Consider the following 19220-nt stretch of genomic DNA (forward strand, 5'->3'; position numbering starts at 1 on the left):
GGTACGTCAGCTGCAACACGCCGTCGTACGTTCCAAATTTTTTTAGGAGTTGTTCATGGCTGATCCGGCACGTGCTGCCAAGTTGGCGCAGCGGATTAAGGTTGTTGTTGCTGAGGCCCTGGGCCGGAAGGTTAAGGATCCGCGGTTGGAGGGCATCACCGTTACTGATGCCCGAGTGACCAATGACCTGCAACATGCCACCGTCTACTACACCGTCTTTGGCGACCAGGCTGTCCAGGCCGACGCCGCCAAGGGACTTGAGAAGGCCAAGGGGGTGCTTCGGCAGGAGGTTGGCCGGAACATCACCGTCCGGTTGACTCCCAGCCTCGAATTTGTGGCCGACCAGATTCCCCAGGTTGCCTCCAATCTTGAGGAGCTGCTGAGGGAAGCCAAGAAGCGCGACGCTGAGGTGGCCGCCCTGGCGGCCCAGGCAAAGCATGCCGGCGACGCCGATCCCTACAAGAGCGACGCGTCGGCCGACGTGGACATCGACGAGGACGACTTCGACGAAGAGGACTTTGACCTCAGCGACGACGAGGAACTCGACGAAGACGGCAACAAGTAAACGGCGACATATAAACAGCCGGTGCGGCATCAAAGCCGGCACAGCAGAAGGCCCGGACCGCAGATGCAGTCCGGGCCTTCTGCTTCCCAGGAAACGTTTCCGGCCTCTACCGGAGGTCGGCCTTCACCACTTTGCCCTGCGGTGGGCCAGAGGGGGCGGCGCCGGGGCCGGGCGGGGGACCGCCCAGGGCGTCCGCTGTGGCGTAGAGCGTCCGGCCGTGGATTTCGACGTCTGCCGGCGCCCCGACTGCCAGGAACTCGGTGCGATGTCCCTTCCACCCGTGGAACTTCAGGATCTGGTTACCAAAGAGCGAAGCCACGTACACATCGCCGTTGTTCGCCACGGCAAGGCCGGTGGGGCTGAGGATGTATTCAACCCAGAGTTTCACCTCGCCCGTCCACGGGCTTACCTTGAAGATGGCGCCGCGGTCACCGAGCGCAGGAACCTCCGGTCCTCCCGGCAGGGAAGACACGTAGAGCCAGCCGTCCGGCCCCATTTCAACATCCGTGGGGACAGGCTCGAACGCGTACTCAAACCCTGCACAACTTGGTGCGCCCAAGGCATCCGCGGCATCTGCCGTAAGCACCGCGGGCCTCGGCGGCAGGACGGCCAGGGTGGCGACTGCGCCCGAATTGACGCTGACCTTGAGGATTGCATTTGCCCCGGCGTCAGCCACATAGGCCCTGTTTCCCTGGACGTATGCAGCGTAGGGATTGGAATCCAGCGCTCCTGTGTACTGGCCAGGGGGAGCCTGCGGGACGGCTGCGGCTTCCGTGAGGCATTGTTCGCTCGTCCCAGGCGCAAAGCCATAATGCTGGCCGGCGTCGGGGTTGGTGCTTCGCTCGTGTTCCGCCAGGTCCGCTATGGTCCTGGCAGCGCCCCTTGGATTGATGGACTTCAGGTACCCGCCCAAAGCGGCCGGATCACCTTGGCCCGCTCCCTTGGTTTCTAGGAAAAAGGTGGTGGCGCCGCGCGTTTCCACACCGGCAACACCCCAGCCTTGGGGTGCCTGGTACACGGTTTCCACGGTCTTGTCCCGGTTGACGCGGCTAAGCGTGCCCGCGAAGTCCTGGGTTACGTAGACGGATTTGGTTGTTCCAATAGCCAGGTGGAGTGGCGAGACGAGACCCTCGGCCAGGACGTCCGGTTCCGGCTGCGGAGCGGGGCCGTGTCCCCACGAGGGGGCCGCCGGTGCGAGGGCGGCAACAGCCGCCAAGCAGGCGATGATGGTTATGTTCTTCTTCATTGAATACTCCGGGGTTGTGCCCAATCTGGGCCGGGATATGCAGCCTCACGGAGAGGCGGACAGGAGAACCCCCGGCGTCAGCCTACGCCCGCCATGGCGCACGTGTCGTCGGTAGCCAGCCCCTAATCAGGCCCCCTGTTTCATCCCCTAATCCCGCATCGAATGGCTAGGATCTAGCTATGACGCAGCCGAACGACACCACCCTCACCGCCAAATACCTGGAGCAGGCCGTGGAACTGGCCACCAGGAACGTCAGTGAAGGGGGCGGACCGTTCGGGGCACTGGTGGTGACGCCGGACGGGCGCGTGCACGAAGGGGTCAACCGCGTCACCCGGGACAACGATCCCACGGCCCACGCCGAGGTGGTGGCCATCCGTGCCGCGGCGGCAGCCACGGCAAATTACGACCTTCACGGGGCGGTGCTGTACGCGAGCTGCGAGCCCTGCCCGCTTTGCCTTGCCTCCGCACTTTGGGCAAGGATCGACCGCGTGTATTTCGCGGCCGACCGCCACGGGGCCGCCGCCGCCGGCTTCGACGACGCCGTCTTCTATGACTACTTCGAGGGGACCCGGCCGGAACTCCTGCCCGTCACCCGAGGCGACATCGCGTCGTCGGACGCGCCCTTCCAAGCCTGGGGCGCCTTTGAGGGCAGAAAGGAATACTAGGAATGGAACCTGCACTTATCAGCTGCCCCGCCTGCGGGAAGACCAACCGGGTGCCCGCACAGGCTGCCGGCAGGCCGCGGTGCGGCAGCTGCAAAGCCGGGCTGCCGTGGATCGTCGCTGCGGGTGATGCTGATTTTGCCGCCGTGGCCGAGCAGTCGCCCGTTCCAGTGCTGGTGGACTTCTGGGCCGCCTGGTGCGGTCCCTGCCGCATGGTGAGTCCAGTGCTGGACACGCTGGCCAGGGAGCGGCCAGGTCGGATCAAACTGGTCAAGGTGGACGTGGACAAGTCGCCGGCCCTGTCGCGGAGGTTCGACGTGCAGGCGATTCCCACCCTGATGGTCATTGTGGACGGCAAGGTGGTAGCCCGCCAGGCCGGCGCAGCGCCGGCAAACGTACTGCGTTCCTGGCTGGACGGGGCACTTTCCGGGACCCGCCGCTAGTTCCCTTTGTGCTGGTCAGGGACCTCTCAACCGTGACGGCCGGGCAGCCGGTTCAGGCCCTCAACCAGGTCATCCTGCTTTCCGCAGAGCGCCACCCTGACCCAGCCCTCGCCGATGGAACCGAACGCGGTCCCCGGCGCCAGGGCGACGCCCGAGTCGGCGAGGAAGCGGCGTACCCAACTTCGGACGTCCCCTCCGGTGGCATGGGAGACATCCGCCCACAAATAGAAGGCCCCTTGCGCCTTCAGGTAAGGGATTCCCTTGGCATCGAGGACCGCCGACGCCGCGTCCCGGTTGGCCCGGTAGTGCCGGTGGGCGTGCTCCACGTAGTCCTGCGGCCCGGTCAGGGCAGCGAGTGCGGCGTATTGCGAAGGCGACGCCACGCAGGAGACGATCGACTCCATCACGTTGTCCATCTCCTGCTTGATCCCGGGCGGGCAGATCAGCGCGCCGATCCGCAGCCCGGTGAGCCCGTAAGTCTTGGAAAGGGTCAGCGACGTGAAAACGCGGGAGTCATCGGGAGTGCCGCCGTCGAACCTGGCGGGGCTGACGTGCGGCACGTCGTAGGTGAACGCCTCGTAGCATTCGTCCGAGATGACCCACAGATCATGCCGGCGGGCCAGGTCCATCAGGTCGCGGGTCAGGTCTTCGGCAAGTACGGCGCCGAGCGGGTTGGAGGGGGAGTTCAGGACCAGCACCCGGGTCCGGTCCGTGACCAGCGCCTCGATGTCGCCGGGCCTGGGCTGGAAACCGTGGTCCGGGTACAGCGGATAGCCCACGGGAACGGCATTCAGGAGCCGGCTGGTCATGGCAAACGTGGGGTAGCCCGGATTGGGAACCAGAATTTCGTCACCGGGGGAGAGCAGCAGGCTCATGGCGAAGTGCAGGCCCTGTTGCGCCCCGTCCACCACGTAGACCCGGTCAGCGGCAATATCAATGCCTTGCTGCTCCCGGAAGCGGGCAGCGAAAGCTTCGCGCAGCCCCGGGATGCCCGCGTTGGGCGTGTAGTTGGTCTCGTCCCGGTCCAGGCACGCCATGCCTGCGTCCAGGACGTGACGGGGGAGGGGGAAGCCGGGCTCGCCGATGCTGAGCACCAGGGCGCCGGGAGTCCGCCACGCGGCCTCGGTAATCTCGCGGATCTGGTTGACGGGCACATCGCGGGCATGGGCGGCAAGCTCGGGCATGCCTGCCATCCTAGCTGGCGCAAGGGTTGCCGCCCGGCCCTGGCGCCGGGGCTGCTGCAGGGCCCCGGTCCCACGTGTGCGCCGGCGCGTCAACCAGCGCCGATATACTGGGAGGCGTGCTTTCTGGACTGGTGATAGTGGACAAGCCGCAGGGATGGACCAGCCATGATGTGGTTGGCCGGATGCGGCGCCTCGCAGGGACCCGGAAAGTAGGGCATGCGGGCACCCTCGATCCCATGGCCACCGGGGTGCTGGTGGTGGGCATCAACAAGGCCACCCGCCTGCTCACCTACATCGTGGGAACCTCCAAGACCTACACCGCCACTATCCGCTTGGGCCAGTCGACCGTAACGGACGACGCCGAAGGTGAAGTCACTGCCACGGCCGGCACTTCAGGGGTCAGTGAGCAGGCGATCCACGACGGCGTTGCGGCGTTGACCGGCAACATCCAGCAGGTGCCCAGCAGCGTCAGCGCCATCAAGGTCAACGGTGAGCGTGCCTATGCGCGCGTCCGGTCGGGTGAGGACGTTACCCTGGCCGCCCGTCCAGTCACCATCCACCGCTTCGAAGTGCACGCCATCCGGCGGAATCCTGAAACGGACACCGTGGATGTGGAGGTCACCGTTGAATGTTCCTCCGGCACCTACATCCGCGCCCTGGCCCGGGACCTGGGCAATGCGCTGGGGGTTGGTGGGCACCTTACCGCGCTGCGGAGGACGCACGTGGGCCCCTACTCCCTGGAACAGGCGCGAACGCTCGAACAACTGGCCGAGGAACTCAATGTCCTGGAAATGTCCCAGGCCGCCCGGGCGCTGATGCCCAACCGCGAGCTCACCGCCGAGGAAACCACTGAAATTTCCTTCGGCCGCCGCATTGCTGCCGGCGCTGCCACGGGAAGCGCCGAAGCTGCCACTGCCGAGCACCCGGCAGCCGCTTTCGCGCCCGACGGAAGCCTGGTGGCCCTGCTGGCTGATGCCGGCAGTTTCGCCAAACCAGTGCTGGTGTTTGCCCCCGGCAACGGCAACTCCACCCCAGGCAGCTCCACCCCAGGCAGCGTCGGGGAGGGCTGAGCGTGGACGCATATTTCTACATCATCCTGGTGGTGGGGCTCCTGTCCACGGGTATCTGCCTCACGGCGGGAATCCTGAAGAAGGCTCCGAACGACGTAACCATCCTGTCCGTGGCAGCTGTGGAAGTTTCCCTGCTGGTTTACCTGGTGGGCTCCATCGTCAGGGTCATTGCCGGCGAACCTATCGCGGGTGAAGCGTGGGAGTTCTGGGGCTACCTCGTCACTGCCATGCTCCTGCCGCCGGCGGCCGTCTACTGGTCCATCCTGGAGCGGACCAGGTGGAGCAACTTTGTCCTGGCCGCCGTGGGCGTCACCGCGCTGGTGATGGCGGCACGCATGAACCAGATCTGGTATTGAAATGGAAGAAGCACATAACGTGAAAGACCAGCAGGCAACCAGCGCCGCCGGCCAGCGCATCCCGGGCAACAGCCGGACCGCCGCCAACAGCCGCAATACGGGCCCGGGCCGGCTGCTCATTGCCGTGTACGCCGTCTTTGCCATCTCGGCGTCCGCCCGTGCCGGGTACCAGATCCTCACCAAGTTCTCCGAAGCTCCGCTCGCGTACCTGCTCTCCGCCTTCGCGGCCCTCGTCTACGTGGTGGCCACGGTCTCGCTGGCCAAGGCCGGCAGCACCTGGTTCAAAGTTTCAGTGGCAGCGGTGCTGGTGGAACTCATCGGCGTGGTGGTGGTGGGCGCCTTGAGCGTGTTTGATCCCGTGGCCTTCCCGCACGAAACCGTCTGGTCCCTGTTTGGCCGGGGCTACGCCTTTATCCCGCTGCTGCTGCCGATCCTGGGCCTGGTGTGGCTGTACCGGCGGCGGCCCGCCGCGAAGGCTGCTGCAGCCTGACCGGCACTTCGACTCGGATCGATGCGGCTCCGGCCGCCGCCGGTCCTTGCCTAAACACATGAAGTCTGGTTCACTAATTCATGTGGAGGGGAGTATCCCCCGAATGCTTCGTCGTCAGTCCGGCCGCCCCTGAGCGGCCCGGTGAAGCAGGCTCCTGAGGGAGCCGGGAAAGACCTCCGGTTGGTTAATCTGACTGGAAGTGGGTTCCTGATGAATGTTCCCCTGTGGGGCTGGCTGGCTGTCCTTCTCTTCATCGTCCTGATGCTTGCCGTAGACCTCTTTGCCCACCGCAAAGCCCATGTGATCGGCGTCCGGGAAGCGGCGCTGTGGTCCGCCGTCTGGGTGGCTTTTGGTGTTGGCTTCGGCGTCCTGGTGTGGCAGTTGTACGGTGCGGAGTTCGGCCAGCAATACTTTGCCGGCTACCTGATTGAAAAGTCCCTCGCGGTGGACAACGTGTTTATTTGGGCCATCATCTTCACGTACTTCGCCGTACCGCGGGAGTACCAGCACCGCGTCCTGTTTTTTGGTGTCCTGGGAGCACTGGTGTTCCGCGGCATCTTCATCGCGGCCGGTGCCGCCATCATCGCCAGTGCCGGATGGGTGCTGTACCTGTTCGCCGCATTCCTGCTGGTCACGGGTTACCGGATGATCCGGCACCGGAATGACCATGTGGACCCGGCAAAGTCCCGGGCGCTGAAGCTATTCCGCCGGTACGTACCCATGACCAACGACTTCCATGGGCAGCGCTTCCTGATCCGGCGGGACGGCGTCCTGCTGGCCACCCCGCTGCTCGCTGTCCTGGTCCTGGTGGAGGCAACGGACATCATCTTCGCCGTTGATTCCATTCCTGCCATCTTCGCGGTGACGGACGACGTGTTCCTCGTGTTCACGGCCAACGCGTTCGCCATCCTGGGCCTGCGTGCCATGTACTTCCTGCTGGCGGACCTCATCCACCGGTTCATCTACCTCAAGACCGGCCTGGCGCTTGTCCTGATCTGGGTGGGCATCAAGATGTTCCTGAAGATCGACATCTACTACATCCCCACCCCGGTGTCACTGGCGGTCATCGCAGTGATCCTCTCCGTCTCGGTGGCCGCAAGCCTGTGGGCCACCCGGGGCCAGGGACGGCAGCCGCTGCCGGCACCTGCGCAAGCCCCTTTCGGGAGTGCGACACCCGAGGACATGGCGGCCCTGGAACCCTTGTGGCGCCGCAGGGAACCCAGCAGGTCAAACCATCCATAGCACTACACACAGGGAGCATCCGTGACAGCTGAAAGTTCCGATCCCAGCCGCCCGGTTCCCCCCCGTCCAGGCGGGCCGGCCCGGCCCGCCTGGACATTCATCACAAACCATGGACACGTCCTGCTCGCCGTCGCACGCGATCCCGATATCCTGGTGGCCGATATCGCCGGAAGGGTGGGGATCACCACGCGGGCTGCCCTGCAGATCCTCAAGGACCTCGAAACTGCCGGCTACTTGGAGCGCGCCAGGGTGGGGCGCAGGACGCGCTACACCATCAGGCCGCACCAGCACTTCCGGCACCCCACCACTGCGGCGCAGGAGGTGGATGGACTGATCCGCCTGTTCTCAGGCCCTGCGCCCGGCGGAGGTCCGGACGCTCCAACGGAGCAGTAGCAGCAACGCACGGGGGTTTCCCCTTCGTCAGGGCGGGCCCCCGAATGCAGGTAATCTTAGAGAGTTCCGCGGCCGGTACCGGCCCGGACACTGGTACTTGCAAGCGGTTAAGGCGAGGGTGATGGTCTACATCTGGAACGATCCGTCCGAGGTCCCGGCGGACTTCGGCCCATCTGTTGTCACCATCGGAAACTTCGACGGCGTCCACCGGGGGCACCAGCAGGTGCTGTCCGAACTGGTCCGCACGGCCCGCATCACACGGTCCAAAGCGGTTGTGGTCACCTTCGATCCGCACCCTGCCCTGGTCCACCGTCCGGAATCCGCGCCTGAGCTGATCATGGGGCTGCCGGACAAGCTGGAGGCGCTGGGGGAGTTGGGCCTGGACGCCATCCTGGTCATGAAGTATTCACTGGACCTCGCCAGCCTCACCCCGGAGGAATTCGTGGAGCAGTACCTGGTGGACTGCCTTCATGCCGGCCATGTCGTTATCGGCCACGATGTACGCTTCGGCCGCGGCAACTCAGGGGACCTGGAAACCATGCGGGAGCTCGGACGCAAGTTCGGTTTCGAGGTGCAGGTCATCAGCGAGTTCGGCTCCGAGGGCTACCCCCTGCATGACGACGACGGCACGGACCGCCGCTGTTCCTCCACCTGGGTGCGCGAAGTCCTCCAGGAGGGAGACGTGGCCACGGCTGCAGCAGTGCTGGGCCGGCCGCACCGTATGCGGGGCGAAGTTGTGCACGGTGCCGCCCGCGGCCGGGCCCTCGGCTTCCCCACTGCAAACCTTGCCAGCAACGCCAGCGGTCTGATTCCAGCCGACGGGATCTATGCCGGCTGGCTCGTGGACCAGGCCGGAAAGCGGTGGCCAGCGGCCATTTCCGTGGGATCGAACCCCACCTTCGACGGCGTCAGCCGGCAGGTGGAGGCCCACGTGATCGACCGGCCCAAGGAGGCCGTGGAGGACTTCGATCTGTACGGCCAGACAGTAGTCGTGGAATTCGTGGCCCGGCTCCGGGGCATGGTGGCTTACCGTGGGCCGGAGGCACTCGTGGAACAGATGCGCCTGGACGTCATCCAGGCCCACGATCTGCTCGCCAGGCGCTGAACCGTCCGGAAGGGCGCCATCAGGGAAAGGCAGGACCGTGTCCGTCGAGAAGAACACCCGGAAGCTGGACAAAGGCATTGTCCGCGACTTCAGCTCCCGGATGAGTTACGCGTCCTACCTCCAGCTGCCAACACTCCTGAGTGCGCAGCAGCCGGTCAGCAAGCCGGAACACCACGACGAACTGCTTTTCATCATCCAGCACCAGACCACCGAGCTGTGGCTCAAGCTGGTCCTGCATGAACTGCGCAGCGCGGCCGCCTGGCTCAGGTCAGACGACCTGGGATCAGCCCTCAAGGGCATCGCACGGGTGAAGCACATCCAGAAAACGCTCACCGAACAGTGGTCCGTGCTGGCCACCCTGACACCCACCGAGTACTCCCAGTTCCGCGGCTTCCTGGGCAACTCCTCAGGTTTCCAATCTGCCCAGTACCGTGCTGTGGAGTTCGTGCTCGGCAACAAGAACCGCAAAATGCTCCCGGTGTTCGAGTCAGATCCGGAGGCACACGCCATGCTGGAGGAACTGCTCCTGGCACCCAGTATTTACGATGAATTCCTCGCCTACCTCGCGCGCCAGGGATTCGACGTTCCGGCCTCCGTCCTGGAGCGGGACGTGACCAGGGCCCACGAGTACACTCCCGAACTGGTGCCGCTGTTCAAGCACATCTACGAGAACGCGGCAGGCAACTGGGGCGCCTATGAGGCTTGCGAGGAACTGGTGGACCTGGAGGACAACTTCCAGCTGTGGCGCTTCCGCCACCTGCGGACGGTCCAGCGGACCATTGGCATGAAATCCGGGACCGGCGGTTCCAGCGGCGCCGCGTTCCTGCAAAAGGCACTGGAACTGACGTTCTTTCCAGAGCTGTTCGCCGTCAGGACGGAGATCGGGCAATGAGCATGGACCAGCAATCACCAACCAAAGATGCCCAAACATGGTTGCAGCAGCGCGCAGTTGAGCTGGACAACAAGGACCCGCTGGCACACTGCCGCCAGCACTTCATCGGCACCGACACCCCGCTGTCATACCTGGACGGCAACTCCCTGGGCCGTCCGCTGAAGCGCACCCCCGACGACATCAGCCGCTTCATCACCCAAGGTTGGGGCGGACGGCTGATCCGCGGCTGGGACGAGGAGTGGCTGGACCTGCCGCAGTCCATTGGCGACCAGCTGGGACGGGCCGTGCTCGGCGCAGCACCCGGCCAGACCATCATCGCCGACTCCACCACGGTGGTGCTCTACAAACTGATCCGTGCAGCCCTCGCCGCGGTGGCCGACCCGGACCGCAACGAACTGGTCCTGGACACCGAAAACTTTCCCACTGACCGGTACCTGGTGGAAGGGATCGCCCTGGAAGAAGGCCTGACCCTCCGCTGGATCCAGGCAGACCCAGCCGCCGGGGTGACCGTTCAACAGGTGCGGGAGGCAACGGGGCCGCGCACCGCCGTCGTACTCCTGAGCCAGGTTGCCTACCGCTCCGGCCATCTGGCCGACCTGCCTGCCATCACCGCGGCAGTGCACGACGCCGGGGCGCTGGTGGTGTGGGACCTGTGCCACTCCGCCGGGTCGGTGGAGATTGGACTGGACAGTGCCGGCGTGGACTTTGCCGCCGGCTGCACCTACAAGTACCTCAACGGCGGTCCCGGGTCGCCCGCCTTTGCCTACGTCAACCAGCGCCACCTCGCGTCCCTCAACCAGCCAATTTGGGGCTGGATGGGGCGCAAGGACGCCTTTGAGATGGCCGCCGGGTACGAGCCGGCAGCGGGCATCCGCGGATTCCTCAGCGGAACGCCGGCGGTCTTCGGCATGCTGGCGATGCGTGGAACGCTGGACCTCATCGAGGAGGCCACGATGGCCGCCATCCGGGAGAAATCCATACAGCTGACGGACTTCGCGGTGGAAGTGTTCGACGCCCTGCTGGCGCCCCTGGGTGCGGAACTCGGCACGCCCCGCGAGCCTGCCAGGCGCGGCAGCCACATCACCGTGGACCATCCGGACTTCACCAAGGCAACGGTGGAGGCGCTGTGGGCCGGGGATGTAATTCCCGACTTCCGGTCTCCCCACGGCATCCGGGTGGGTCTGTCACCGCTGAGCACCAGTTTCCAGGAGACCCTGCAGGGCATGGCCGCGATGCGGGACCGGCTGCAGGGGTGATTCGAGCCGGTTTCGACAACATTAGGCAGAGGCCGGTAAACTGAACGATGGATCCGGCTGCAGTCCGTGGCGGCTGGTTCCTGTTGTTGTGGCAGCGTCCGGCAGTCCAGGGCAAGCCATGGCGGCAGACCCGGCAGTGAATTACTGACCTGGGCCCTCACGGCACATCCCAAGGAGATATTGTGGCACTTGACGCCGCTGTAAAGCAGTCCATCATCAAGGAATACGCAACCGGCGAAGGTGACACCGGTTCACCTGAGGTCCAGGTTGCTGTCCTGACCCAGCGGATCAAGGATCTGACTGAGCACATGAAGGAGCACAAGCACGATTACCACACCCAGCGCGGTCTGCTGGCCATGGTTGGTCGTCGCAAGCGCATGCTGAGCTACCTCAAGAAGACTGACATCGCCCGCTACCGTTCGCTCATCGAGCGCCTCGGCCTGCGCCGCTAGTCACACTTTGGGGCGGCCCCTTCCTCCGTGGAACGGGCCGCCTTCTTCACATGAATAACTAAACAGGAGGATCAACCGCATCACGCATTCGCGGTCCTCGGTAGTGATCCCCGGGAACGGCTTCCTTGATGAAGCCCCGGCCCGTGGGTCTCGATCGATGACCGGGTGCAGGGCCAGTAGACAGATACTGGGCTGGGTTGATGCGGCTGGACTTCCGTAAAACAGAAACGGAGGTGACTCTCTTGGAGGGTCCCGAAATCCAGTTCTCAGAGGCAGTCATTGACAATGGCCGCTTTGGCAAGCGTGTAATCCGCTTTGAAACCGGCCGCCTCGCCAAGCAGGCAGCCGGCGCAGCGATGGTTTACATCGACGATGACACCGCGCTGCTGTCCGCCACCACCGCCGGCAAGCACCCGCGTGAAGGCTTCGATTTCTTCCCGCTCACGGTCGACGTCGAAGAGCGCATGTACGCTGCCGGCCGCATCCCGGGCTCGTTCTTCCGCCGCGAAGGCCGCCCGTCCACTGAAGCCATCCTGGCCTGCCGCCTGATGGACCGCCCGTTGCGTCCTGCCTTCATCAAGGGCCTGCGCAACGAGGTCCAGATCGTGGTGACGGTCCTGGCCATCAACCCCGACGAGCTCTACGACGTGGTGGCCATCAACGCCTCCTCCATGTCCACGCAGCTTTCCGGCCTGCCGTTCTCCGGCCCCATCGGCGGCGTCCGCGTTGCCCTGGTCGCCGATGAAAACGGATCACAGTGGGTTGCTTTCCCCAAGCACTCCCAGCTGGAAAACTCCGTGTTCAACATGGTGGTGGCCGGCCGCATCGCCGGTGACGACGTCGCCATCATGATGGTGGAAGCCGAAGCGACCGACAACTCCTGGAACCTCATCAAGGAACAGGGCGCCACCGCCCCCACCGAAGAGGTTGTTTCCGAGGGCCTTGAGGCTGCCAAGCCGTTCATCAAGGCACTCTGCGAAGCCCAGGCGGACCTGGCTGCCCGCGCCGCCAAGCCCACCGTCGAATTCCCCGTGTTCCTGGACTACGAGGACGACGTCTACGCCGCTGTTGAGTCCGCTGCCGCTGACAAGCTGGCCGCTGTCTTCCAGATCGCGGACAAGCAGGAGCGCGACAACGCTTCTGACGCCCTTAAGGACGAGGTCACCGCTTCCCTGGCCGGCCAGTTCGAGGGCCGCGAGAAGGAGCTGTCCGCAGCATTCCGCTCGGTCACCAAGCATGTTGTGCGCCAGCGCATCCTCAAGGACCAGATCCGCATCGACGGCCGCGGCCTGACGGACATCCGCCAGCTCACCGCCGAGGTCGAGGTCCTGCCGCGCGTCCACGGCTCCGCCATCTTCGAGCGCGGCGAGACCCAGATCATGGGTGTCACCACGCTGAACATGCTGAAGATGGAACAGCAGATCGATTCGCTGTCGCCGGTGAAGACCAAGCGCTACATGCACAACTACAACTTCCCGCCGTACTCCACCGGTGAAACCGGCCGCGTGGGTTCGCCCAAGCGCCGCGAAATCGGCCACGGTGCCCTGGCAGAGCGTGCACTTGTGCCGGTCCTGCCGTCCCGCGAGGAATTCCCGTACGCCATCCGCCAGGTATCCGAGGCCCTCGGTTCCAACGGTTCGACGTCCATGGGTTCCGTCTGCGCCTCCACCCTCTCGATGCTGAACGCCGGTGTGCCCCTGAAGGCCGCCGTCGCCGGTATCGCCATGGGCCTGGTCTCCGACCAGGTTGACGGCCAGACCCGCTACGCGGCACTGACCGACATCCTCGGCGCCGAAGACGCTTTCGGCGACATGGACTTCAAGGTTGCCGGTACCTCCGAGTTCGTCACGGCCATCCAGCTGGACACCAAGCTCGACGGTATCCCCGCATCAGTGCTGGCAGCAGCCCTGAAGCAGGCCCGCGAAGCCCGGCTGCACATCCTGGAGGTCATCAACTCGGCCATCGACACCCCGGACGAGCTCTCCGAGTTCGCACCGCGCGTCATCGCCGTGAAGATCCCCGTGGACAAGATCGGCGAGGTCATCGGCCCCAAGGGCAAGATGATCAACCAGATCCAGGAAGACACCGGCGCCGACATCTCCATCGAGGACGACGGCACGGTCTACATTGGCGCCACCAACGGCCCGTCTGCAGAAGCAGCACGCTCCGCCATCAACGCCATTGCCAACCCGCAGGTCCCGGAAATCGGCGAACGCTACCTGGGTACGGTCGTCAAGACCACCACCTTCGGTGCCTTCGTGTCGCTGACCCCGGGCAAGGACGGCCTCCTGCACATCTCCGAGCTGCGCAAGCTGGCCAACGGCAAGCGCGTGGACAACGTCGATGACGTTGTCTCCGTGGGCCAGAAGGTCCAGGTGGAGATCACCAAGATCGATGACCGTGGAAAGCTCTCGCTGGCCCCGGTTGTTGCCGAGGAAGAAGGCGCCGAGGTCGAGACCGAGCGCGTCCACACCACCGAACCTGCTGAAGGCGCTGACGTCTAAAGTTCCGGTTTCGGTACTGGCATAATCGGCGGGGCCGGTGGATGATCCACCGGCCCCGCCGCTGTTACGATGGCAGCCAGATCCCGGCTGCCCCTTTTTGAAAGGCCTCAATGACTGTTGTACCCCTGCCGCTTGAGCAGAACCACCGCGGCGACACCCTGGTCCACGGTTCCGACGGCGGCTCCGAGGTCCGGCGTTCGGTGCTGCCCGGGGGAGTGCGGGTGCTCACCGAGGCGATGCCCGGGCAGAGGTCGGCCACCATCGGTTTCTGGGTGGGAGTGGGTTCCCGGGACGAGGCACCCGGCCAGCACGGCTCCACCCACTTCCTGGAGCACCTCCTGTTCAAGGGAACCAGGCGCCGCACCGCGCTGGAGATTGCTTCCGCCTTTGACGAGGTGGGTGGTGAGTCCAACGCCGCGACCGCCAAGGAAAGCACCTGCTATTTTGCCCGCGTCCTGGACACGGACCTGCCCATGGCCATCGACGTCATCGCGGACATGATCACCGGCGCAGTCCTTGATCCCGCTGAAATGGAGCAGGAGCGCGACGTCATCCTTGAGGAAATCGCCATGGACAGCGATGACCCCACAGATGTGGCCCATGAGCACTTCGTGTCAGCAGTACTGGGCAGCCACCCGCTGGGCCGCCCCATTGGCGGTACTCCGGACGCCATCCGGGCCGTGGCCCGGGATTCAGTGTGGGAGCACTACCAGCGCTATTACCGTCCGGACGAACTAGTGATTACCGCAGCCGGCGGCCTGGAGCACGACGTCGTGTGCGACCTTGTGGTGGAGGCGCTTGAGTCTGCGGGCTGGTCACTTGAGGCCGATGCGGCACCGGTGGATCGACGGTCCACCGAGCGTGCCCTCATTACCGGGACCGCCGGTCTCCACGTCGTCAAACGCGCCGTCGAGCAGGCGAACATCATCATGGGTTGCCCCACCATCGTTGCGACCGACGAACGGCGCTATGTCATGAGCGTCCTCAACGCCGTGCTCGGCGGGGGTATGTCCTCACGGCTGTTCCAGGAGATCCGCGAGAAGCGCGGCCTGGTGTATTCCACGTACTCGTTTGCGTCCTCCTACGCGGATGCCGGCTACTTCGGTATGTACGCCGGGTGCACGCCGTCCAAGGTGCGCCAGGTGCTGGACCTGCTTGCTGTGGAGCTGGACAAGCTGGCGGAGCATGGAATTTCCGACGACGAGCTCCGCAAGGCAGTGGGCCAGCTCGGCGGCGGCATTGTGCTCGCCCTCGAGGACACGGGCTCGCGAATGTCCCGGCTGGGCCGGGCGGAGCTCGTCTCGGGCGAGTACCAGGACATCGACGAAACGCTGCGCCTGATCAAGGCCGTCACGGCGGAGCAGGTCCAGGAGCTCGCGGCCGAACTGGCAGCGGCGCCCCGGACTGTGACTGTTGTAGGACCATTCGAGGAAACTGAAACCTTCGGGCTTTAACAGGGAATGCCAAGTCTCGGCAGGAAGGCGGCGGATCGTGGAAGGAGCCATGCCGGCGCGCGGTCCCGGAGCCTTGGCAGGCTTCCTTGGCCACTGGCGCGGGACTACCAGGTTTGCCGCCGGTCCCTGGGGGCAGGAAGAACGTTCTGTTGAATCAGAAGTGACATACAGGGCCGTGGCTGCTGGTACCGCTGTGGTGCAGAGCTACCGTCATCTTGAACCGGACGGGACGCATTTCGAAGGCTACGGGATCTTTACCGTCGATCCCGCCCATCAGGACGTCCTCTGGTACTACGTGGACAACGCCAGTCCGGGCCAGGCGGCACCAGTCCGCTGCACATGGCACGACGGTGTCCTTCGGGTTGAACGGCGCAGCAGTGCGGGCTGGACCCGCCATACCCTGAGGGTCGACGGCGACGTACTCACGCACGTCACGGAAGTTCGCAACCGTGGCCGCAAGGCCGGCGGGGAGTCTGGGGAAGCCGACGGCGCTGGCTCAGCGTATGTTCCCTTTATGACATCGAGGTTCCAGCGGAGCTGACAGTTTCCAGCGACTGCCGGTAGGGCAGGGTCAGACCTGTGCCATGTCCCACTCCCACTCTTTGAGCGGGTGCTTCGGCAGTTTCGGGAGGACGGCATAGAAGTCGTCCCACACAGGATCGTCGGGCGGCATGTCGTCTGCATCCACGAGGTGGTCCTCTTCATGGGGCGGCTCCGCCGTCAGAAGCGTGAGCATTACCGTGGCGCTGGCCGGTGTGATTGCACCCGCCGTTGCACCTGTTTCACCTGTACCCGGCCCCTCGGCTGCATTAGGACGAATCCCGGGAGGCCATTCTGGTGGATGCCAGTCGTGGTGTTCGGCTTTGTAGTCCCGTCCGGTTGGCGAGATCCAGCCGGGTGGTTCGTTCCGGGTTGCGGAGGTGGGTTCCCAGCCGCTGTTGTGTTTAAGGCGGTGGTGTTTCGGGCAAAGTTGAGCCAGGTTGCTGATGCCGGTGGTTCCGCCGTGTTGCCAGGCTGTTAGGTGGTCCGCACCGTTGTCGAATGCAGGGTTGTTGCAACCGGGGAAGGTGCATTTGCCGTCCCTTAGCCGCAGTGCATTCTTCATGGCCTGGGTCAGCCGATAACTGGTCCTTCCGATTTCCAGTGGCGCACCATCGTGGGGATCAATGAGCACGCGGTAGAACGAGCCAGCGCCGTTGGCAACGAGCTTCCTCGCCATGGAGGCAGGGATTGGTCCGAACCCGTCCAGGCTTGCGGGTTCGTCGGTGAGGCCGAGAAGTGAGAACACCGGGACCGTGACCAGGACCTGGGCGTCCGGGACCGGGACACTGGCGAGATTGGAGGAGCCGTAAGCCGTGGTGGTGTCACCAGTGTCACCAGTGTCATCGGTGTCAACCGCGGCCAGCGAGGCCCTCCCGATCGGGTCGCCGGCGGGTCCTTCAGCTTCGTTGTCTTGTCCTGCGCTCTTTGCCGCGGCCTTACTTCTGACAGGTCCTGCGCTGAGGAGCAAGTGGGCGACGATGTCGGGACGTAACTGCGTCATCGTGCGGGGCTCGTCGGGACCTTGGAGCCCGCGGGCGAGGGCGGTGGTGCGGTTCCAGATCGCGTTTGCGGTGTCGCCGGGCAGGTACAGCGAGAGCCAGGCCATGCCGTCGCGGTCCGGGGCGTATTCCATGCGCCGGTCCGCTGCACTCTTGGCGTGGCGCTGTTCGAGGGACTCGGGGTGGTGGCGTTCCCGCCAGGCCCGGACCTTGGCCCGGAAGCGTGTGGGGACCAGGTCACCGGCTGCGGCACGGCGGGGTGGGTTCGGCGCGTCGGGGTCCAGGAAATGGGCGACCAGGGCGGTGGCGCCGGCGGGGCTGAGGCTGTCTGTTTCATCGGCGATGATTTTGGCGTGCTGCCAGGAGATGGTCCCGGCGGAGAGGGCGTCCATGACCAGCGGGTGGGAGTGCAGCTGCCGGGACTGGGTGACCAGCGCCCCGGCCGCGCTGGAGCTTATGGTGAGGACCCCGGCGATTTCCTCCACCGCGGACATGTCGGCGTAGGTCCGTTCATGCACGGGCGCCTCGGGCGGGATCATGGCGTGCTGGATGCCGACTGCCTCGGCGGCGTCGCGGGCTTTGACCGCGGCGATCTGCGCTTCGAGTTGCTTTGCCACCGCCAGGCGCTCCAGGCGGAGCTCGTATCGCCTCTGCAGCACATTAACCCCGGCACCCGCATCAGTGCCGGATTCCAGAGCGGCATCCTCGAGAAACAGGGCATCCAGGCGAGCGGTGGAGGCCTGAATGCCCTCCATCGCTGGTGCCGTGCCCGCGCCGTTTCCCATGCAAACATCATCCATCGAGGCACTGACATTCCCGGTGACCTGCAGACCAAACGCGGCAGGGCTGCTCCTAGCCCCCGGCGAAGGGAGGCAGCACATCCACCACGTCGTCGGCCTTCAGCACCGCGCCGTGGTCCCTTACCGCCACCTCGTTGAGCAGGAAGCTGCTTCTCGACAGGATGCGCGGCAGCGGAGGAGTGCCGGCAGGCGGTTCGGGCCGCTCCACGGACAGCACGGCCTCCAGCAGGTCGGCAACAGTGGCACCAGGCGCCAGCTCGAAGCGCTCTTCCTCAAGGCCGGCCGCGGCGCGCGCGGCAGCGAAGTAACGTACGTTCAAAAGTTTCAGCCCCCGATGGCGCTCATGCTGCGGTCCGGCTGGACGAAGTCCGGAGCGTCAAGCCCCACGTGGTCCATTCCGTGGGCTTTTGGCTTGAGCCACATGGCGTCCTGCCACCGCCGGGCAAGAGCCTCGTCGCTGGCGCCTGAACGCAGCAGGCCAAGCAGGTCGAACTCTTCGCGCGAAAACAGGCAGCTCATGATCTTCCCCTCTGCCGTGATCCGCGTCCGGCGGCAGTCCGAGCAGAAGGGTTCGGTTACGGAAGCAATAATCCCCACGGTGCCCAGCACCGGACCGGACGAGCCGCCGGACCCTGCCGTCCGCCGTCGTACTTCAAAGCGTTCCGCGGGGGCGCCGTCACGGGCCCGCGGGTCGGGGCTGAGGACGAAGTCCGATGAGAGCAACTGGCGGATCTCAGCGGCCGTGATCATATTCCGCCGCGTCCAGCCGTGGTCAGCGTCGAGCGGCATCTGCTCGATAAACCTCAGCTCATAGCCACGCTCCAGCGCCCAAGCCAGCAGGGCCGGCGCCTCGGCGTCGTTAATGCCCCGCATCAGGACCGCATTGAGCTTGACGGGCCCGAGCCCGGCCGCCCAGGCCGCATCCACCCCGGCCAGCACCTGGTCCAGGAAAGGCCTGCGCGTGAGCTGGGTGAACGTCTCCTCGTGCAACGAGTCGAGGGAGACATTGATGCGGGTCAGGCCCGCGGCCTTCAACGCCGCCGCCTTCTTCGCCAGGCCCACCCCATTGCTCGTCATTGAGATGGGCAATGCCGGATGATTGCGGCGCAGCGCGGCGATGATGTCCACCAGGTCATGCCGGACCAGAGGCTCGCCGCCGGTCAGCCGCAGTTCACGCACGCCCAGCTGCTCCACGCCGATCCGCACGATGCGGACAATCTCCTCCGCCGACATCACAGCCTGCTTTGCAAGCCACTCCAGGCCCTCGGCAGGCATGCAGTATGTGCAGCGCAGGTTGCATTTGTCCGTCAGGGATAGCCGCATGTCCGTGGCGCGGCGGCCGTAACGGTCGGCCAGTCCGGCCGGAGCATCGGCCGGACGGGCGGCCGGGTCGGAGGGCAGCGATGCGCCTGCTTCCTCGCGCGGCTGCGGCATGCCTAGCTGGACACTCATGGATTCAGGCTACGCCACGATGGGCGCTGCATCACACCCGTGACGGTCTGTGCCATGCAAGCAGGTTGCGCTGGGGAGGCAAGTGCCGCCGCTATCCTCCGTATCTATGCTGG

Annotated in this window: 20 protein-coding genes; 15 read left to right on the plus strand and 5 right to left on the minus strand. The window is 65.2% G+C overall.

What is annotated here, in order from left to right; translation table 11 throughout:
* Positions 1-55: 55 nt before the first annotated feature.
* Positions 56-565 carry a 30S ribosome-binding factor RbfA gene (gene rbfA / locus ASPHE3_RS06935; protein WP_013600519.1) on the plus strand — a complete coding sequence of 170 codons (510 nt, stop codon included), beginning with the start codon at positions 56-58 and terminating at the stop codon, positions 563-565.
* A 106-nt stretch (positions 566-671) separates the two neighbouring features.
* On the opposite strand, the gene ASPHE3_RS06940 is transcribed toward rbfA, so the two are convergent.
* Complete coding sequence (locus tag ASPHE3_RS06940) at positions 672-1811, minus strand: ScyD/ScyE family protein (RefSeq protein WP_013600520.1); 1140 nt, start codon at positions 1809-1811, stop codon at positions 672-674.
* Between the two features lie 179 nt (positions 1812-1990).
* Between ASPHE3_RS06940 and ASPHE3_RS06945 the strand changes: the two genes are divergently transcribed.
* Complete coding sequence (locus tag ASPHE3_RS06945; protein ID WP_013600521.1) at positions 1991-2476, plus strand: nucleoside deaminase; 486 nt, start codon at positions 1991-1993, stop codon at positions 2474-2476.
* 2 nt (positions 2477-2478) lie between these two features.
* On the plus strand, positions 2479-2916 hold the full coding sequence (trxA, locus tag ASPHE3_RS06950) for a thioredoxin (protein ID WP_013600522.1): 438 nt from the start codon (positions 2479-2481) through the stop codon (positions 2914-2916).
* Between the two features lie 26 nt (positions 2917-2942).
* On the opposite strand, the gene ASPHE3_RS06955 is transcribed toward trxA, so the two are convergent.
* A complete protein-coding gene (locus tag ASPHE3_RS06955) occupies positions 2943-4100 on the minus strand; it encodes a pyridoxal phosphate-dependent aminotransferase (RefSeq protein WP_013600523.1) in 1158 nt (385 codons plus the stop codon).
* Between the two features lie 116 nt (positions 4101-4216).
* Between ASPHE3_RS06955 and truB the strand changes: the two genes are divergently transcribed.
* From truB to ASPHE3_RS07015, 12 genes are all read left to right on the plus strand, one after another.
* The gene (truB, locus tag ASPHE3_RS06960; protein ID WP_013600524.1) at positions 4217-5170 is read left to right on the plus strand and encodes a tRNA pseudouridine(55) synthase TruB; all 954 of its coding nucleotides are present in this window, start codon (positions 4217-4219) and stop codon (positions 5168-5170) included.
* A 2-nt stretch (positions 5171-5172) separates the two neighbouring features.
* On the plus strand, positions 5173-5526 hold the full coding sequence (locus ASPHE3_RS06965) for a hypothetical protein (RefSeq protein WP_013600525.1): 354 nt from the start codon (positions 5173-5175) through the stop codon (positions 5524-5526).
* A 19-nt stretch (positions 5527-5545) separates the two neighbouring features.
* A complete protein-coding gene (locus ASPHE3_RS06970; RefSeq protein ID WP_013600526.1) occupies positions 5546-6016 on the plus strand; it encodes a hypothetical protein in 471 nt (156 codons plus the stop codon).
* 210 nt (positions 6017-6226) lie between these two features.
* Positions 6227-7258 carry a TerC family protein gene (locus tag ASPHE3_RS06975; RefSeq protein WP_013600527.1) on the plus strand — a complete coding sequence of 344 codons (1032 nt, stop codon included), beginning with the start codon at positions 6227-6229 and terminating at the stop codon, positions 7256-7258.
* Between the two features lie 21 nt (positions 7259-7279).
* Positions 7280-7651 carry a helix-turn-helix transcriptional regulator gene (locus ASPHE3_RS06980; protein ID WP_013600528.1) on the plus strand — a complete coding sequence of 124 codons (372 nt, stop codon included), beginning with the start codon at positions 7280-7282 and terminating at the stop codon, positions 7649-7651.
* Between the two features lie 121 nt (positions 7652-7772).
* On the plus strand, positions 7773-8756 hold the full coding sequence (locus ASPHE3_RS06985) for a bifunctional riboflavin kinase/FAD synthetase (protein WP_013600529.1): 984 nt from the start codon (positions 7773-7775) through the stop codon (positions 8754-8756).
* A gap of 37 nt (positions 8757-8793) precedes the next feature.
* Entirely contained in the window at positions 8794-9648 is an 855-nt protein-coding gene (gene kynA, locus ASPHE3_RS06990; protein WP_013600530.1) for a tryptophan 2,3-dioxygenase, read from the plus strand.
* Positions 9645-10904, plus strand: coding sequence for a kynureninase (locus ASPHE3_RS06995; RefSeq protein ID WP_013600531.1), 1260 nt, complete (start codon positions 9645-9647; stop codon positions 10902-10904). The genes kynA and ASPHE3_RS06995 overlap by 4 nt, the downstream gene beginning before the upstream one ends.
* A gap of 182 nt (positions 10905-11086) precedes the next feature.
* A complete protein-coding gene (gene rpsO, locus ASPHE3_RS07000; RefSeq protein WP_013600532.1) occupies positions 11087-11356 on the plus strand; it encodes a 30S ribosomal protein S15 in 270 nt (89 codons plus the stop codon).
* 242 nt (positions 11357-11598) lie between these two features.
* Positions 11599-13860 carry a polyribonucleotide nucleotidyltransferase gene (locus tag ASPHE3_RS07005; RefSeq protein ID WP_041652015.1) on the plus strand — a complete coding sequence of 754 codons (2262 nt, stop codon included), beginning with the start codon at positions 11599-11601 and terminating at the stop codon, positions 13858-13860.
* A gap of 110 nt (positions 13861-13970) precedes the next feature.
* Entirely contained in the window at positions 13971-15314 is a 1344-nt protein-coding gene (locus ASPHE3_RS07010) for a M16 family metallopeptidase (RefSeq protein WP_013600534.1), read from the plus strand.
* A 175-nt stretch (positions 15315-15489) separates the two neighbouring features.
* Entirely contained in the window at positions 15490-15855 is a 366-nt protein-coding gene (locus ASPHE3_RS07015; protein ID WP_246084647.1) for a DUF1579 domain-containing protein, read from the plus strand.
* Positions 15856-15885: 30 nt separating this feature from the next.
* On the opposite strand, the gene ASPHE3_RS07020 is transcribed toward ASPHE3_RS07015, so the two are convergent.
* From ASPHE3_RS07020 to moaA, 3 genes are all read right to left on the minus strand, one after another.
* Positions 15886-17640, minus strand: a complete 1755-nt coding sequence (locus ASPHE3_RS07020; RefSeq protein ID WP_013600536.1) for an HNH endonuclease signature motif containing protein — start codon at positions 17638-17640, stop codon at positions 15886-15888.
* A gap of 67 nt (positions 17641-17707) precedes the next feature.
* The gene (locus tag ASPHE3_RS07025) at positions 17708-17974 is read right to left on the minus strand and encodes a MoaD/ThiS family protein (protein ID WP_013600537.1); all 267 of its coding nucleotides are present in this window, start codon (positions 17972-17974) and stop codon (positions 17708-17710) included.
* Between the two features lie 5 nt (positions 17975-17979).
* Positions 17980-19107, minus strand: coding sequence for a GTP 3',8-cyclase MoaA (gene moaA / locus ASPHE3_RS07030; protein ID WP_409372049.1), 1128 nt, complete (start codon positions 19105-19107; stop codon positions 17980-17982).
* Between the last annotated feature and the right edge of the window lie 113 nt (positions 19108-19220).

The organism is Pseudarthrobacter phenanthrenivorans Sphe3, from assembly GCF_000189535.1.
GTDB lineage: Bacteria > Actinomycetota > Actinomycetes > Actinomycetales > Micrococcaceae > Arthrobacter > Arthrobacter phenanthrenivorans.

What these genes read in the sequence shown, in the direction of transcription:
- rbfA (WP_013600519.1), top strand. Translation starts at nt 56, where the DNA reads ATGGCTGATCCGGCACGTGCTGCCAAGTTGGCGCAGCGGATTAAGGTT.
- ASPHE3_RS06940 (WP_013600520.1), bottom strand. Translation starts at nt 1,811, where the DNA reads ATGAAGAAGAACATAACCATCATCGCCTGCTTGGCGGCTGTTGCCGCC.
- ASPHE3_RS06945 (WP_013600521.1), top strand. Translation starts at nt 1,991, where the DNA reads ATGACGCAGCCGAACGACACCACCCTCACCGCCAAATACCTGGAGCAG.
- trxA (WP_013600522.1), top strand. Translation starts at nt 2,479, where the DNA reads ATGGAACCTGCACTTATCAGCTGCCCCGCCTGCGGGAAGACCAACCGG.
- ASPHE3_RS06955 (WP_013600523.1), bottom strand. Translation starts at nt 4,100, where the DNA reads ATGCCCGAGCTTGCCGCCCATGCCCGCGATGTGCCCGTCAACCAGATC.
- ASPHE3_RS06975 (WP_013600527.1), top strand. Translation starts at nt 6,227, where the DNA reads ATGAATGTTCCCCTGTGGGGCTGGCTGGCTGTCCTTCTCTTCATCGTC.
- ASPHE3_RS06985 (WP_013600529.1), top strand. Translation starts at nt 7,773, where the DNA reads ATGGTCTACATCTGGAACGATCCGTCCGAGGTCCCGGCGGACTTCGGC.
- ASPHE3_RS06995 (WP_013600531.1), top strand. Translation starts at nt 9,645, where the DNA reads ATGAGCATGGACCAGCAATCACCAACCAAAGATGCCCAAACATGGTTG.
- ASPHE3_RS07010 (WP_013600534.1), top strand. Translation starts at nt 13,971, where the DNA reads ATGACTGTTGTACCCCTGCCGCTTGAGCAGAACCACCGCGGCGACACC.
- ASPHE3_RS07020 (WP_013600536.1), bottom strand. Translation starts at nt 17,640, where the DNA reads ATGGGAAACGGCGCGGGCACGGCACCAGCGATGGAGGGCATTCAGGCC.
- moaA (WP_409372049.1), bottom strand. Translation starts at nt 19,107, where the DNA reads ATGAGTGTCCAGCTAGGCATGCCGCAGCCGCGCGAGGAAGCAGGCGCA.